We start from the raw sequence: 15872 nt of genomic DNA on the forward strand, positions 1-15872 counted from the left end.
AAAAATTCAGGCTCAGATCTCAGGTCTCAGTTCTCATATCTTATTCTTTAAATCTTCTATTAGCTGATCAACACTTTGCTCAGTCAGCTTTTCATAAAATGTATATTCAGGGCCGATCTGCAATACCGGAGCCATTCCGCAAGCTGCAAGACACTCAACACCCCTCCAGCTAAACTTACCATCTGAAGTCACTTCACCCTCCTTAACTCCTAACGACTTCTCGATATGAGTCATAATCTTTTCTGCACCCACCAGGCAGCAAGGTCCGGTGCGACATACCTCCAGTACAAATTTTCCCTGGGGGCGCAGGAAGAACATCGTGTAAAAAGTAGCGACTTCATACACCTCTATTGGCTGTATGTTTAAATACGCTGCTACTTTATCCATTGCTTCCGGACTAACCCAACCATATTCAGCCTGTACGAGGTGAAGAATGGGAAGAAGTCCCGCCTTCTGTTTTCCTTCAGGATAACGGGTTACGATATCATCAAACTGTTTTACCAGATCTGATGAAAAGTTAATGTCTTTATGTTCAGTTACGCTAAGCATCTAATTCTCCTGCGATTACGTTCAAGCTACTCATATTAATAATGGCATCTGACAATAACATGCCGGCACTCATAGGCGCATACATCTGATAATTGATGAAGCTCGGGCGACGGAAATGAAGACGATATGGTGATCTCCCGCCATCATTTACCAGATAGAATCCCAATTCGCCATTACCACCTTCTACAGCGTGATAAACTTCAGTTTTAGGAGTATCTATTTCACCCATCACGATTTTAAAATGGTAGATCAGTGCCTCCATATTATTGTATACTTCCTCCTTTGGAGGCAAATAAAATTCAGGTACGTCGGCATGAAAAACACCCTTAGGCTCTTTTTCAATTTTGTCGAGAGCTTGCTGGATAATTCTCAAACTCTGCCACATTTCCTCGTTACGGACGATATACCTGTCGTAAACATCGCCTGTTGTTCCTACCGGGATATCAAAATCGAAATCCTCATAAGAGGAATACGGTTCATTTACTCTTACGTCATAATCTACTCCCGTAGCACGCAGAATTGGTCCGCTCCAGCTATAATTCAATGCAACTTCTGGATCTACCGCTGCAACACCTGAAGTGCGTTCGATGAAAATTCTGTTTCGGTTAAAAAGCGTTTCAAATTCCTTCAATATAGGTGGGAATTTTACAAGGAATTTTTTGATCTTGGCAAATGCGATATCGTTGAAATCGCGTTCGAAGCCGCCTATTCTCCCAATATTTGTTGTTAAACGCGCACCGCAGATTTCTTCGTAAATTTCATAAATATGCTCTCTTTCTTCCATCAGGTATAAAAATCCTGAGAAAGCGCCAGTATCTACACCAAGAATCCCATTACAAATAAGATGATCAGAGATTCTTGCCAGTTCCATAACGATTACCCGAAGATAATCGACACGTTTTGGCGTCTTGATATTCAAAAGTTTTTCAACCGTCATGTGCCATCCCATATTGTTTATCGGGGATGAACAATAATTCATACGATCGGTTAAAGGAGTAATCTGATAGAATGGCCGGTGTTCTGCAATTTTTTCAAATGCCCGGTGGATATAACCTATTGTGGAAACACCACTTACAATGCGCTCACCATCCATTTCCAGGATATTCTGAAAAACGCCGTGGGTTGCCGGGTGGGTAGGACCCAGATTTAAGGTAATTGTCTCCTTTTGAGGATCGTTATCTGAGAGTACTGGGTGGTTTATCATCTTCCGAAGAAATAATCCTTTTTATCAACACGGTTTGGATCTTCGAGAGGATATTCTCGTCTCATTGGGAAAACCGTCATTTCATCAACATTCAAAATTCTTACGAGATTGGGATGGCCCTCGAAATTGACTCCAAAGAAATCATATGTTTCGCGTTCCATCCAATTTGCACCCTCCCATAAGGAGGTAGCAGTTGGTATTCTTGGGTCATTCCCATCTATAAAAACCTTAACTCTAACCCGAATATTATTAGTCAAGCTATGGATGTGGTAAATTACTCCGATGGAAAGTTCGAGTTCAGGGAAATGAATTGCAGTGATATCTGTAAGATAGTTGAATTTAAGCTCTCCGTCCTCTTTTAGAAACCGAAGTACATCCAATATATTATCAGCCGACGTTCCGAAGGTCAATAATCCAAAAGGTTCAGTTGGTACAGTTATCCTATCCCCAAATTTGGAGGTTAAACTTTGTATTACCTGCTGGTTGTTTATTTTACCCATTACTGGATTCCGTATCTACTTAATAATTCTTTGTATTCTGGAGATTCTCTACGTCGGAGAGATTCATTTTTGACCAGCTCCTGTATCTTATTAAAACCATCAATAATTGCTTCGGGCCGGGGTGGACATCCTGGGACATACACGTCTACTGGTATTATCTCGTCGATGCCCTGCATAACTGAATAGGTATCAAAAATTCCGCCACTGCTAGCACAAGCTCCAACTGCAATCACCCAGCGAGGCTCGGCCATCTGCAGATAAACCTGTTTCAAAACTGGCCCCATTTTTTTTGCGATCGTACCCATTACCATTAACAAATCTGCCTGGCGGGGTGAGAAACTAGGTCGCTCAGATCCAAACCTTGCGAAGTCATAGTGTGAGCCCATCGTGGCCATAAACTCGATACCGCAACAAGACGTCGCGAATGGCAATGGCCACAAAGAATGGGAACGTGCCAGACCTACGACTTTATCCATAGACGTCGCGAAGAATCCAGATCCTTCAATACCCGGCGGCGCTTCGACTATTTTTACTTCACTCATAATCTCTACTACAAAAATTAATTCAGACAGGTTCGGAGTTGAGCCGCAAATTTAAGAATTTTAGCGCCTATTATTTCCTGGGTCCTTATTTAGAAACAGTCTATGCTTATTCCCAATCGAGAGCCTTTTTCTTAATAATATATATGAATCCCAGCAATAGAGTTCCCATAAAAATGAACATCTCAATTAGTCCATTAACACCAAAATCTCGAAAGTTAACAGCCCATGGATACATGAATATTACTTCGATGTCGAACAACACAAACAAAATTGCAACCAGAAAATATTTAATTGAAAATGGTTGTCTTGCATTTCCAACAGATTTAATACCTGATTCAAACGCAACTAATTTGTCTGAAGTCTTGCGTTTTGGTCCAACCAAATGAGTTATCGTCATAGTCAGTACCACAAACCCAAGTGCTACCAACATTTGAAAAATAATCGGGAGGTAGTTTACTGCGGTGCTTTGAGCTTCCATATTCCTGTAATTGTGGGGGCAAAGATAAAAAAAAAGAGCCTCTAAACAATGTTCAGAGGCTCCTCAATATTTATCTATTTAAATTTTTACTTACTGCCATCGATTGCCTTCTTGGCCTGCTGTGCGGTAGTATTATTCGGGTCTAGTGCCAATACTTTATCGAAGTATGTCTTTGCCTTCACATTATCCCCATCACGTCTTGCGGCAACTGATCCAAGATAAGTATATGCCTCAACCAAACCTCTTACCCCAGCTGGTTTCGCAGCTTCTTCCGGTTTTTCGACAGTTAAAATATTAACGTATTTCTCAAAATATGGAACTGCTAGTCCTTTCGCATCCTCCGCCCCATCAAGCAATCTGTTGATACGAGCCCTATACTGCCAACCCTGGAAGGTTGTTGGAGCGCGCTGAACCAGATAACTAAATGCACTATCAGCTTTTACTAACAAATCATTAGGGGGATTCAGATTAGCATTTTTCTTACCAGCGTAATCAAAGTAATATGATGATCCCAGATAGAAGTAGTCAAGCAACTCGCGTTCAGGATTTTTAACCGCGATCTCGTAAGCTTTAGCCGCTTCGTCATATTTCTTGGCTTTGAATAATGCTGACCCAATCTCGGCCATCACTCCAGCGTTTGTCGAATCCATTGACACTGCTTTCGTGATATTCTTCATTCCCTCAGCAAACTGGGTAGTATCCTTCATTTGGGCTCTACCCAGGTAAAGGTAATCCTGTGAAATAATACGGGTAGGCTCAACTTTTGCCATGAAATCTTTCAACGCCTGTGAACTTGCAGCATAATTTCCGTTCTCAAAAGCAGAGTAAGCGAGATAACGAAGTACCCTTGGGTTAACTTTATCTAATTTTGCCATCTCATTTGCTTCAACTTCCAGGGCCTTGTAATCTTTCGCCCACATTAAAAAGTCCGCATGGCGAAGACGTGAGTCCAAAGACCTATCTGTAAGATCCATATATTTCTCATAGAAAGTCAAACCCTGTTTTAGGCGGCCATCATATTCTTTCTGAGAGGTCAATGCCCATGGCAGATATGCTTCAGCTAATTCGCGATAAGCCGGTCCATAATTCGCATCCAATGCTATAACCTTATTATATTCTTCAATAGCCTCAGGATATGCCTTCGATAGCTTATTGATTTTGCCAAGTTCAACTTTGGATCTTAACATCGTTTTATCAAGGTCATAAGCTGTTCTGTATGCGCTGAAAGCTTCACTGTTCTTCATTTGAGAGCGATAAGCATCACCTAAAGCCAGGTACACCTGAGCATCCTTCTCGTTCAAAGCTTTAGCTTTCTCAAGGTGTGTTAATGCTTCAGGAATTTTTGGAACTGGAGCATATGTGTATGCCTTACCAATATAAAGATCAGTAGTATGATCTTTCTTTTTAGTCAAAGCAATAGCTTTATCAAAGTTTGCTTTAGGGTTTCCTTTTTTTGCCAGATCTACAGCTCCAAGACCAACAAAGTTTAAGGGATATTCTGCATTTGCTGCAGCACCTTTATCGAATGCAGCTTTCGCTGAATCAATATAATCAGGTCTCTGATTTATCGGACTAGTGGTTAGATAAAGGTTACCTAACACGAAAAAATTCTCTGCATTTGTGGGTTGAGAGGTCGTTAACGACTTTAAAATTGCTTTACCTTTTTGGTATTGTTCAGCGTCAATCGCTTTACGCGCATCAGCTAAACTCTGTGCAAAAACTGCTGAACCTACTAACATCAACCCCAGGGTTATCTTAACTGCCTTGTTCATCATGTTTGATTTTAATTTAATTTACTTACTTAATAATATTTATTTCCCGGGACGGAATGCTGTCAGGTAAAAGTCCCGATTTTAGTACAATCCTTTGCCCACGTTCTCCTGCTATAAATGATGCAAAACCTGTGCCCAAACCCGGGCCGCCTTCACAATTTATTATATACAATGATCTTAACAGTGGATATTGCTCAAGAGCAATATCGTTCTGAAAAGGCTTGTAAAAGGCGTCAGAACCAGGCTTACCTGCTACGTTCTTAACACCCAATATTTTCAATGAACTAACTTCTTCTTCCAAATCTTCTGGTGGTTGAACTATCCAGTTAACTCCAACCACTCCTATTGTTCCGGGATTATCAAAAACGTATTTAATAACCTCTGCGTTCGTCTTAAGAGCATAAACGCCCTGCGCTGGAAGTACTTTAACGGATGCAAGTTCCTTAAAGTATCTTACTGTACTCGAATTTGCATTATCAAAAATTAAATTACCTAAGGAAGACTTTTCACCCCTAAGTACCTTAATTATATCCTCAACTGTTACAGTAGAATCATTAACCGAATTATGAGCAATTAGCGCAATGCCATCGATAGCAAAGCGGTTAACTCTGATTTTTATATTTCTACTTTCAAAATGCTTTCTCTCGGCAGCAGTCAAATCACGCGACAAGATCGCAATCTGTGAGCTATCATCCAGGAATGAATTAATTAATTCATTCTCTGATTTTCTGATTAACTCAAGCTTGGCATCTGGATAAGAGCTTTCGAAGACGTAAGTCTGATCTTCAATAATTGGAGCCAGGGACTCGTCTACCAGGATCTTTTCATTACCGCTTGTGTAAGTCTGAACTTCCGTTTTGTTCTGCGAGCAGGAAGCCAGCAAAAGAAAAAGAACGGCAAGAAATAAAGAACCTGATTTAATAAACTTTATCATTGAGAGCGAAGCAAACGCACAAATCTTAAAAACGAATATCCAATTAACAGTATGCCAAAAGCAATTCTATAGTTTTGTGACATATCGATGGGAAAATCCTTCCAAAACATAATTATAACCCCCAAAACGAAGTAGAGGGTGAACATCCCCAGGCCTAAAATAAACAGAAATCGCTTTGCGGGCGATTTCTGTACTTTTTCCTGTTCTTTATCCAAAGCCATTATTGACCCGATAACTGGAAGAATATTGGCATCGTGTAAGCCACCCTTACCGGACGACCGTTTTGTATACCTGGCTTCCATGCTGGTGCAGCTTTCAGTACGCGAATTGCTTCTTCATCACAACCGCCACCAATACCTCTTAAAACCTTAATATCTGTAAGATTACCGTTTTTTTCAACTACAAAGCTCATGATTACACGACCTGTGATGTTGTTTTCACGCGCCATCGGTGGATATTTCAGATTCTTCTGAAGATACTTACCCCAACCAGCCATACCACCGGCAAATTCAGGAAGAACCTCAACGCTTGCGAAATCCTTGATACTATTATCCTCAACTACCTCTGCCTGTTTTGGAGCCTCACCAACTGGTTCGTCAATTACAATCTCTGCATCAGGATTACCTTCGATAGTCTTCTGACCCGGATCAGCTTCTTTCAGTTCTTCAACTGTAGGCGGCTCCTCATCCCTAACTTCCTCAGCTGGAACAACTACCGGCGGTGGAAATTTGATCTGGTCAATTTTTGGCTTAGGTGGTTCCGGAGGAGGAGGTGGCAACTCCTCTTTATTGATTGGAGGAGGTGGCTGCAATACCACTTCAGTAATTTTCTCTTTCTCTTCTTCCGGAAGTATTCCGGAAATGTAGCGAATGATCAAAGGCATCGAAACTAATATGATAAATATTATCGAACCTATAATCACTGCACGGCTTGTTGTCTTGGAGTTATCTCTCCTCAACTCATACGCACCATAGGATTTATTCCTACCTGCGAATACCACATCAAGCCATTGCGTGTTGAATAAATCTATTTTTGACCCTAACATAATTTAATTCTTTAGAGGGTTATTAATTTGTGTTATTATTTGTAAAGACCGTCACGCTTTAACAAACCGATATCTGGATCGGAAATATCAACGATTGCGTACTGAGTAATATTTGACACCTTCATTTCATCGAGAATATCAACGAAATTACGGTAGTTTGATTGATCACTTGGTTTAATAAGAACGATTAATCCTTTTTTTGGATCTCCAGTTGCAGCAATAACCTTTTTTGAGTTCTCGATTAAAGCTTTACGGATTCCATTTCGGCCATAATTATCAACCTGAGGTGGAGTAAGTGGATTATCTACCAATCCCATGTACCACTCCAGGCGATTATTCGCGCCTAAAAGAATAGTCATTGTTCTGTTGTCAGCAACAGTTAATTGTTGCTCTTCTGTTTTATCCTTATCCGGCTTGGCGACATCCATCGCTTGTGGTTTCGCCAATGTAGTGGTAAGCATAAAGAACGTAATCAGAAGGAAAGCAAGATCCACCATTGCTGTTAGATCCACACGTGTGGACTGCTTTTTACTTCTAACCTTCCCGCCTTTATTCTTACCCCCGCCGGAGGTATCTAATTCTGCCATCGCGTTTTAATTAAATTAATTGTACGAATACTATTTCTCAGTTGCCCTCAGTGAGGTAATCAAACTGAACTTATTAATATTTTGATCCTGAAGGATACTTGTTACTTTGTTTATCGCAGGATATTCTTCTCTTGAATCGCCCTTAATACTGACACGCATATCAACATTGTGAAGTTCCTTGGTTGCGTAACGAGCAGAAAGGATCCAGTTGTGGAGTTCTGAGGGATTCTGCCCTACAGAATCAGTTGGAATTCCTGGTTGCAACCCTTCCTTATTTCTCTCATCACCTTTTAAAGCAATAATTTGCTTAAGATTTCCAATTGGAACCCCAAAACTCTCAATAAGTGAAAATCTTAATTTCTCATCTTCAGTGAAAGTCATGTTATACTTTTCTCCCATTTTTTCCAGAGTACGTATCCTTATTGGTTGACCCGGAATTCCAAAGAATACTTTTTTCTGACCTACTGTTAACGTAGCAATATCGACATCCGGCAATTTGAACTTAACCGTTGAAGCCGGGGTATCTACAGGAAGTGGTTCTGGCTGACGAGCAGTTGCTGTAAGGATAAAGAACGTAAGCAACAAAAACGCCACATCGCACATCGCTGTCATATCGATAGCAGTACTTTTTCTGGCAACTTTAGCTCTAGGCATAGTTTATATTATAATTGTAAAAGATCCTGTTAGTATATAGATGAAAAGATTCCGGGTTTTCCATAAAACCCGGAATCTTTTTTTTCAAATATATTATTTATGAGTACTGGCGTACGTTTGAACGATTGAGAAACCTGCTTCATCGATTGCGTAAGTTAACTTATCGATCTTTGATGTAAACAAGTTGTACATAACGATAGCTAACGCTGATGTAGCGATACCTGTTGCTGTATTGATAAGAGCTTCAGAAATACCATTCGCAAGAGCTGCCTGATCTGGAGAACCTGCACTTGATAATGCAGCGAAGGCCTTGATCATACCAGTTACTGTTCCTAATAGACCCATCAAGGTACCGATAGAAACTAAAGTTGCGATAACTGTTAGATTTTGCTCCAGCATTGGCATCTCTAAAGCTGTTGCTTCTTCAATATCTTTTTGGATGGCAAGACATTTTTGCTCAGTATCCATTTTAGTTTCAGTTTCCATTTCTTTGTACTTTTTCAAGCCGGATTTGATCACGTTAGCTACAGATCCTTCTTGTTTATCGCACTCAGCGATAGCTGAATCGATATTTCCTGCACCAATGAATCCCTGGATTTTTTTAACAAAAGCGTCTATATTACCTTTCCCGGTTGCTTTATTAATTACGATGAAACGCTCGATAGAAAATACGACTACCATTAATAATAAGCCGATCAGTACTGGTACGATATATCCTCCTTTGTACACCATTCCGAAATAATTACCTGGTAGTGGGTGGCCATTTTCTGGGTCGCCGCCTTCAAAGTTAGCCGCATCGCCCATTACAAATTTCCATAAAAGTATTCCTACAAGAATACAAAGTACAATAGATAGACTTGCAAAAATGCTTGAACCAGAGCTCTCTTTCTTCGCTGTTGTTGGTTTTGGTGCGTTCGCCATTTTTTTAGAATTTTAGATTTTAGTTGTTGATTAAATGTATGAGTTAATTGATTTTGTGTTGGGTATTAGTTTTAAATGCTTTGAAATAAAATATCAATATTATGTTCGCCGATATAACGGATAACAAAAATATAATTTTCGACTTAATAAAAAATTATTTGTGAATTTATTAATCCTATTAATTCGTTCCTGTTAAATCCATCCCTAGAATTAAGCAAGAATATGCTGTTCTAAAAGAAGATAGGCCTTAAGGCCTATCGTTTTACAATGAAAACTATTTTTTATTGTAAATGCAAATTTACCTTTTGATTTTAGCGAATATACAAAGATTGAGTTGTCATCTTCATATTTAAGTAGTTGATTTTTAGATATTTTCTTGTAATGTTTAAAATTTGATACATTCAAAACATTCGTTTTAAAGCGTTTTTAATGGATCATATCACGTATTGAGCATAAAACAAATAATATTTTGAATCAATACTAGCCTCCGGCCTTTTTTACTTTATAACCCTCTGATTGTAGCAGTAGCAAAACTTTGTCTCTAAAATCGCCCTGGATTATTATTTCGCCATCTTTTGCTGAACCCCCTACACCACACTTTTGCTTGAGTTTCTTACCGAGAGAGGCAAGGTCATCCGCTGTGCCCCTAAATCCAGTAATGAGAGTGACGGCTTTCCCTCCTCTTTGTTTCCTGTCAAGCTGAATACGAAGATCCTGCTCTCGCGGAGTGGGAGTGTTCTGCAGCTCTGCAAACTCTTCCTGATATTCAAAATCGGGATCTGTGGAATAGACCACCCCGGATAATCCTTTGTTTTTCTTTGACATGTATCTAAACTAATACTGTTAATGATAGGGGTTTTATGTTAATTTTTAGTTCAGCGGGCATATCACAGGGCTCACCGTCGAGATGAACAGCCCCACCGCCATCTCTGATAATGTTAATTTCTTTCCCTCTTATGATCTCAATGTATTTAGACCGGTGTGCACTACGGCTGAACATCCGGTAGCCTAATACAGGAAACTGATATAATGGAAAAGGCTTTGTGATAACAACGTCAAGTAACCCGTCTTTCAGTGATGCAAATGGTGATATGTGGGCATTATTTCCAAACTGAGAAGAATTAGCAATACTAATCATAAAGGCGTCCCTGGTAATCCGCTTCCCGTCGATCTCAATTATATAATGCTGACATTTATAGTTTGAAACCTCATTAACGGCTGTTTTCACATATCCTTTAAATCCACGGGTGACATTTTTGGCAAAAATAGCACTGATATGAGCGTCAAACCCGATACCCGCCATATTGAAAAAACTTCTCTCATTGAATACTGCCGAATCAATATTATTACAATTCAATTTATTGAGCCTTAAAATGGCATTCCTCTCATTTAAAGGAATTCCCAGGGAGCGAGCTAATCCGTTGCCCGATCCGCAGGGTATAATCCCCATGATTTTTTCAGAATCCTGAAGTCCAGACGCGACTTCATTGATTGTTCCATCGCCACCCACAGCTACCACAACATCTGTGAGGTCATTCACCATTCCACGAGCCATTTCATTTGCATGCCCCGGTCCGTCTGTAAATACAAAAGTTGGGCTGAAAATGTTAGAATTCAAAAATTTAGCAGCCAAATCCGGAAAATTTAATTTGGTTTTACCACCTGAAATTGGGTTAATAAGAAATGTTATATTCTTTTTCAATGAAAGTCTCAATAAAAGCCAAAAATACCTTTTAATTTTTTTAGAACTTAAAATTTATCCTACTTTTGCAGTGCAAAAAAGTGGATCGATTTGCGTTGATTGCAACCACGTAAAAAAAAGTGCTAAAACATACTCTGATTTTTACCTTCTCTGCGATCAATTCGTCTTTCTTCGGGATCAAATATTAACGAATTTTAACAAAAAATTTTATGCCTTATTTATTCACCTCAGAATCTGTTTCAGAAGGACATCCGGACAAGGTTGCAGACCAGATATCTGATGCTTTAATTGATAACTTTCTCGCTTGGGATCCAGATTCAAAGGTAGCTTGTGAGACCCTTGTTACGACAGGTCTTGTCGTTCTGGCCGGTGAGGTAAAATCACAAACCTATCTGGATGTACAAAAAATTGCGCGGGAAGTAGTTCGCAAAATCGGATATACAAAATCAGAGTATATGTTCGAAGCTGACTCTTGTGGGGTTATTTCTGCGATACATGAGCAATCTGCTGATATCAACCAGGGAGTTGACAGAGTAAAAAAACAAGACCAGGGTGCTGGAGACCAAGGAATGATGTTCGGTTACGCAACAAGCGAAACAGAGAATTATATGCCTCTTGCTCTTGACTTAGCTCACAAGATCTTAACGGAACTTGCTGCGCTTCGTCGTGAAAATAGTTCTATAAAATATCTTCGCCCTGACGCGAAATCACAGGTTACTATCGAGTACAGCGACGATCACAGACCAATCCGTATCGATGCAATAGTTGTTTCGACCCAACACGATGATTTCGATTCAGAATCTGCAATGCAGAAGAAAATCCAGGATGATATTATTGCAATATTAATTCCGCGTGTTAAAGCACAATTAAAGCCAGAACTTCAATCACTATTTACTGATGCCATCAAATATCATATAAACCCAACCGGTAAGTTTGTAATTGGTGGACCCCACGGTGATACCGGATTAACTGGTCGCAAGATCATTGTAGATACCTATGGTGGCAAAGGAGCTCATGGAGGTGGTGCATTTTCTGGAAAAGATCCTTCGAAAGTGGATCGTTCAGCTGCATATGCAACGCGCCATATTGCTAAAAACCTTGTTGCAGCAGGCGTTTGTGACGAAATACTTGTACAAGTTTCTTATGCTATCGGGGTTAAAGACCCAATGGGCATTTTCGTAGATACTTACGGCACAGCTAAAGTAGATTTTAACGATGGGGAGATTGCGCAAAAGATTTCTGCCATATTCGACATGACTCCATATGGAATTGAAACCCGTTTAAAATTAAGAAACCCGATATATTCTGAAACAGCTGCTTATGGCCACATGGGTCGTAAAAATGAAACAGTATCAAAAAGCTTTACCGGATCAAACGGCGAGAAAAAAACTGTTGAGGTAGAACTATTTACCTGGGAAAAGCTGGATTTTGTAGATAAAGTAAAAGAAGCTTTCAAAATCAGCTAAGTAATACAAAAAGCAAGGAAGCCCTCTTTCAAAATCGAAGGAGGGCTTTTTTATTTAATATTGTGCGATGAACGAAATGATTAATCCCTGGAAAACCCTTTCCGAGAAAAGCATCTACGACAATCCATGGATCAGTCTTACAGAATATCAGGTAATAAATCCTGGGGGTGGTAAGGGCATTTATGGAAAGGTCCATTTTAAGAATCTCGCTATTGGAATAATAGTTTTGGATGAACAGAATAATACATGGCTCGTGGGCCAGTATCGATATGCGCCCGATCATTTTACGTGGGAAATACCAGAAGGCGGGGGATCCCTTCATGTAGATCCACTAATTTCAGCTAAACGGGAATTACTGGAGGAGACCGGCATTACTGCTGCAAATTGGACTGAAATTCAACGTATGCATCTGTCTAATTCAGTAAGTGATGAATTGGCAATTATCTATCTGGCAAGAGATCTCAGTTTCGGTGAGGCCAACCCTGAAGAATCCGAGCAATTAACATTACGAAAGCTGCCATTTACGGAAGCCTTTAACCTGGTCATCAATGGCGAAATAACTGATTCTTTGAGTGTTGCCGCATTTCTCAAGGTGAAGGTATTAAATATTGTTCCATAAAAAATAAGGGTATATTTTTGCAGTTATGAACAAGCTCCTCGGCTACCTGTTTACTCCGATACATTATTTATTTTTCGGATTGGTACTTTGTATTTTCCACCCAATACAATGGATCTCGCTAAAGGCGGGCGGATTGGAAGCCCACAAAAAGTCTGTAGATATCATGAATTTGTTCCTGCTTGGAACATATTATATTCTGGGCAGCAGCATCAAATTTACTAACAGGTTTGATCTACCGGGCAACCGTCCGATCATATTTACTGCAAATCACCAGAGCATGTACGATATACCACCACTTATCTGGTTCCTCCGTAAACATCACGCTAAATTTATTTCGAAAATCGAGCTAACAAAAGGTATTCCCAGCATATCGTTTAACCTTAAATATGGCGGTGGTGCAAATATTGACCGCAAAGATAGTAAGCAGGCAATTGCCGAGATCCTGAAATTAGGAGAACGGATGAAGCAAAACAACTGGTCGGCGGTTATCTTCCCTGAGGGTACACGCTCACGTGATGGCAGGATAAAACAGTTCGCGGTAGGGGGTGTGGCTACTCTTTTAAAACGCTGTCCAAATGCCTTAATTGTCCCGGTTGCTATAACGGGATCATGGAAATTTGTCCGTTATGGAACCTTTCCTCTAAGCTTTGGTGAAAAGATGACCTGGAGTGTACTTGAGCCCATAGAATACACAGGAGGTCCGCTTGAAGAATTAATGTTAAAAGTGGAAAAACAGATCCGGGATGAAGTTGAACAAACTTTGATCTGATATTATCCAATATTTTTATCCTCAATCTGTTTGAAGAAATACTCCCGATAAGTGTCACCGATTGGGATTATTTTATCGCCTATCTGGATTCGACTACGTTCTATACTTTCAATTTTTCCAACGGCAATAATGTATGATTTGTGGACGCGAATGAATGACTTTCCTGGCAAAGATTCCTCCATCTTTTTCATGTTTTGAAGGGTAATTATCCGTTCAGTCTTTGTGAATATTGAAATGTAATCCTTTAGTCCTTCGATATATAAAATGTCATCCAGGTATATCTTCTGAATTTTGTGCTCAGTTTTCACAAAGATAAAATCGTGACTGGTTGATGCCGGGGCTTGCTCTGGGGGAGCAACATTACTATTGCCATTATTTTGAAGCACCTTTTGAGCGGCCTTATAAAATCTGTCAAAAGCAATGGGTTTTAGCAGATAATCTACCACATCAAGCTCATATCCATCTAGGGCATATTGAGAATATGCCGTAGTAAGAATGACATCACATTTCCCGTTGATAATCTTCAAGAACTGAATTCCTGTTAATTCAGGCATTTGCACATCCAAAAAGACAAGATCGATGGCATCGCTCTGAACAAGAGATAATCCTTCAATAGCGCTAGTTGTAGTTTTAACAAGCGTTAAAAAAGGCACTTTACTAATATAGTCTTCGAGAATATCAAGCGCAAGCGGCTCATCGTCTACAACAAGGCAGCGTATCATTTTATAAATTTAAATATAATTCACAATTATATACCGCTTCATTATCCTCAATATGCAGCCGGTACTGCCCCTTATAGAGAAGATCAAGTCGTCTTTTTACGTTCTGCAATCCGATTCCTCCTGTATCATCCTTATTAAGATTGCTTTTTTTATTAATCACCTGAAAGAATAACTTATCTGATTTAACATTCAAAACGATAGTTAAGGGGTTATCCTTATCTGTGGCAATACCGTGTTTAAAGGCATTTTCTACAAAAGAAATTAGCACCAAAGGCGTTATCTTTTTACTGTGTGTGTCACCATCAATTTCAAATCTGATATGCACCTGTTCCTTAAATCTCAGCTTTTGAAGTTCAATATAATTCTCGACGTACCTGATTTCGTCATCCAGTTTAACCAGATTTTCATTGCTCTCGTAAAGCATATACCTCATAATTTCCGACAGTTTTAAAACTGCTTCAGGAGTTTTTTCGGATTTCTGATAAGCCAGCGAGTAGATATTATTTAGGGAATTAAATAGAAAATGTGGATTGATCTGGGACTTTAGAAAAGCCAGTTCAGAAATCAGTTTTTCATTTTCAAGGTTACTTCTAATTTTCTCATTACGAAACCAGTCTATAATAAATTTCAGAATGGTGCTTAGAAATATGAAGAAACCGCTAACTAAAACAGTAATTAGGAAATACTCCCAAAAATTTATGTAAGTCTTCTTATCGCCTTCGACTCTGGTTAGAATAACATCATAGAAATAATATGCCAGGCCACATTTTATAAAGGCAAACACAAGTATAACAACGACAATTGCCAGACCGCACCACAAATATCTCTTTCGGTCAAGAAATGTGGGAAGTATTAAGAGGAAATTTATATAGAACAGGGAAATATTAATAATCCCGAAATAAATAAAAACAATTATAGTAGTGTGATTAATACTTCCTCTTGTCGTCATAAACATGAACAGTACAATAAGAAAGGCCCAAACCGCGACATGAAGAAATATCTGCTGGAACTTATTCATAATTTAAAAGTACTGTTTCCACCTATGAACATCTTGATGGTTTCGACCAACGGGCGAAATCAATCTGCGAACTGGCCTTAAAAAGCTATCTGCAAGATTTTGTCTTATAAATGCCGTTCGTCTGTATAAAAGGGTGCTTGGTCTAATACTTTTTAAGATCAATTTTATTAAGTATTTCTTTGTTTCACTAAATCAAACACAAACCTCACAACAATGAAAAAGCTTACTAATATCACTTCGCCATTTATAATGTTATTGGTTCCACTGTTTCTGCTAATCGGAATATTGGCATTGAACGTTAATAATGAAATTCCGGTTGCAAAACAGCAGGCTAGCATAGGCTTACAAGTTCCAACTATCAAAACTCTTATCCAGGCTGCTGTAAAGTAA

Annotated in this window: 19 protein-coding genes; 4 read left to right on the forward strand and 15 right to left on the reverse strand. The window is 39.3% G+C overall.

Annotated features, from left to right (window positions below; translation table 11 throughout):
- Positions 1–33: 33 nt before the first annotated feature.
- From B5X60_RS10825 to B5X60_RS10890, 13 genes are all read right to left on the reverse strand, one after another.
- Complete coding sequence (locus B5X60_RS10825) at positions 34–549, reverse strand: NADH-quinone oxidoreductase subunit NuoE family protein (RefSeq protein ID WP_079702705.1); 516 nt, start codon at positions 547–549, stop codon at positions 34–36.
- Entirely contained in the window at positions 542–1753 is a 1212-nt protein-coding gene (locus B5X60_RS10830; RefSeq protein WP_079702706.1) for an NADH-quinone oxidoreductase subunit D, read from the reverse strand. Before B5X60_RS10830 ends, B5X60_RS10825 begins: the two co-directional genes overlap by 8 nt.
- A complete protein-coding gene (locus tag B5X60_RS10835; RefSeq protein ID WP_079702707.1) occupies positions 1750–2253 on the reverse strand; it encodes an NADH-quinone oxidoreductase subunit C in 504 nt (167 codons plus the stop codon). Before B5X60_RS10835 ends, B5X60_RS10830 begins: the two co-directional genes overlap by 4 nt.
- Entirely contained in the window at positions 2253–2795 is a 543-nt protein-coding gene (locus B5X60_RS10840) for an NADH-quinone oxidoreductase subunit B (RefSeq protein WP_079702708.1), read from the reverse strand. Before B5X60_RS10840 ends, B5X60_RS10835 begins: the two co-directional genes overlap by 1 nt.
- 106 nt (positions 2796–2901) lie before the next feature.
- Complete coding sequence (locus B5X60_RS10845; RefSeq protein WP_079702709.1) at positions 2902–3273, reverse strand: NADH-quinone oxidoreductase subunit A; 372 nt, start codon at positions 3271–3273, stop codon at positions 2902–2904.
- An 86-nt stretch (positions 3274–3359) separates the two neighbouring features.
- Positions 3360–5048: a tetratricopeptide repeat protein gene (locus B5X60_RS10850; RefSeq protein WP_079702710.1), complete on the reverse strand. Its 1689-nt coding sequence runs from the start codon at positions 5046–5048 to the stop codon at positions 3360–3362.
- Between the two features lie 22 nt (positions 5049–5070).
- Positions 5071–5979 carry a PstS family phosphate ABC transporter substrate-binding protein gene (locus tag B5X60_RS10855; protein ID WP_079702711.1) on the reverse strand — a complete coding sequence of 303 codons (909 nt, stop codon included), beginning with the start codon at positions 5977–5979 and terminating at the stop codon, positions 5071–5073.
- 220 nt (positions 5980–6199) lie between these two features.
- Positions 6200–7024 (reverse strand): energy transducer TonB, encoded by an 825-nt coding sequence (locus B5X60_RS10865; RefSeq protein WP_079702713.1) that lies wholly within the window; start codon positions 7022–7024, stop codon positions 6200–6202.
- Positions 7025–7059: 35 nt separating this feature from the next.
- Positions 7060–7611, reverse strand: a complete 552-nt coding sequence (locus tag B5X60_RS10870) for an ExbD/TolR family protein (protein ID WP_079702714.1) — start codon at positions 7609–7611, stop codon at positions 7060–7062.
- A gap of 30 nt (positions 7612–7641) precedes the next feature.
- The gene (locus B5X60_RS10875; RefSeq protein ID WP_079702715.1) at positions 7642–8265 is read right to left on the reverse strand and encodes an ExbD/TolR family protein; all 624 of its coding nucleotides are present in this window, start codon (positions 8263–8265) and stop codon (positions 7642–7644) included.
- Positions 8266–8358: 93 nt separating this feature from the next.
- Entirely contained in the window at positions 8359–9186 is an 828-nt protein-coding gene (locus B5X60_RS10880; RefSeq protein ID WP_079702716.1) for a MotA/TolQ/ExbB proton channel family protein, read from the reverse strand.
- Positions 9187–9666: 480 nt separating this feature from the next.
- Complete coding sequence (locus B5X60_RS10885) at positions 9667–10011, reverse strand: translation initiation factor (RefSeq protein WP_079702717.1); 345 nt, start codon at positions 10009–10011, stop codon at positions 9667–9669.
- Between the two features lie 4 nt (positions 10012–10015).
- The gene (locus tag B5X60_RS10890) at positions 10016–10888 is read right to left on the reverse strand and encodes a diacylglycerol/lipid kinase family protein (RefSeq protein WP_079702718.1); all 873 of its coding nucleotides are present in this window, start codon (positions 10886–10888) and stop codon (positions 10016–10018) included.
- Positions 10889–11097: 209 nt separating this feature from the next.
- On the opposite strand from B5X60_RS10890, the gene metK reads away from it, so the two are divergent.
- The 3 genes from metK to B5X60_RS10905 all read left to right on the forward strand — a co-directional run bounded on the left by metK (position 11098) and on the right by B5X60_RS10905 (position 13742).
- Positions 11098–12354 (forward strand): methionine adenosyltransferase, encoded by a 1257-nt coding sequence (gene metK, locus B5X60_RS10895; RefSeq protein WP_079702719.1) that lies wholly within the window; start codon positions 11098–11100, stop codon positions 12352–12354.
- 67 nt (positions 12355–12421) lie between these two features.
- A complete protein-coding gene (locus B5X60_RS10900) occupies positions 12422–12973 on the forward strand; it encodes an NUDIX domain-containing protein (protein ID WP_079702720.1) in 552 nt (183 codons plus the stop codon).
- Between the two features lie 25 nt (positions 12974–12998).
- Entirely contained in the window at positions 12999–13742 is a 744-nt protein-coding gene (locus tag B5X60_RS10905; protein WP_079702721.1) for a lysophospholipid acyltransferase family protein, read from the forward strand.
- A gap of 2 nt (positions 13743–13744) precedes the next feature.
- Here the strand turns inward: B5X60_RS10905 and B5X60_RS10910 are convergent, their stop codons facing one another.
- Both B5X60_RS10910 and B5X60_RS10915 read right to left on the reverse strand, forming a co-directional pair.
- The gene (locus B5X60_RS10910; RefSeq protein ID WP_079702722.1) at positions 13745–14464 is read right to left on the reverse strand and encodes a LytR/AlgR family response regulator transcription factor; all 720 of its coding nucleotides are present in this window, start codon (positions 14462–14464) and stop codon (positions 13745–13747) included.
- A gap of 1 nt (position 14465) precedes the next feature.
- Positions 14466–15482 carry a sensor histidine kinase gene (locus B5X60_RS10915; RefSeq protein WP_079702723.1) on the reverse strand — a complete coding sequence of 339 codons (1017 nt, stop codon included), beginning with the start codon at positions 15480–15482 and terminating at the stop codon, positions 14466–14468.
- A 213-nt stretch (positions 15483–15695) separates the two neighbouring features.
- Between B5X60_RS10915 and B5X60_RS18305 the strand changes: the two genes are divergently transcribed.
- On the forward strand, positions 15696–15872 hold the full coding sequence (locus tag B5X60_RS18305) for a hypothetical protein (RefSeq protein WP_170878433.1): 177 nt from the start codon (positions 15696–15698) through the stop codon (positions 15870–15872).

The sequence above is a fragment of the Daejeonella lutea genome (assembly GCF_900168015.1).
Classification (GTDB): Bacteria; Bacteroidota; Bacteroidia; order Sphingobacteriales; family Sphingobacteriaceae; genus Daejeonella; species Daejeonella lutea.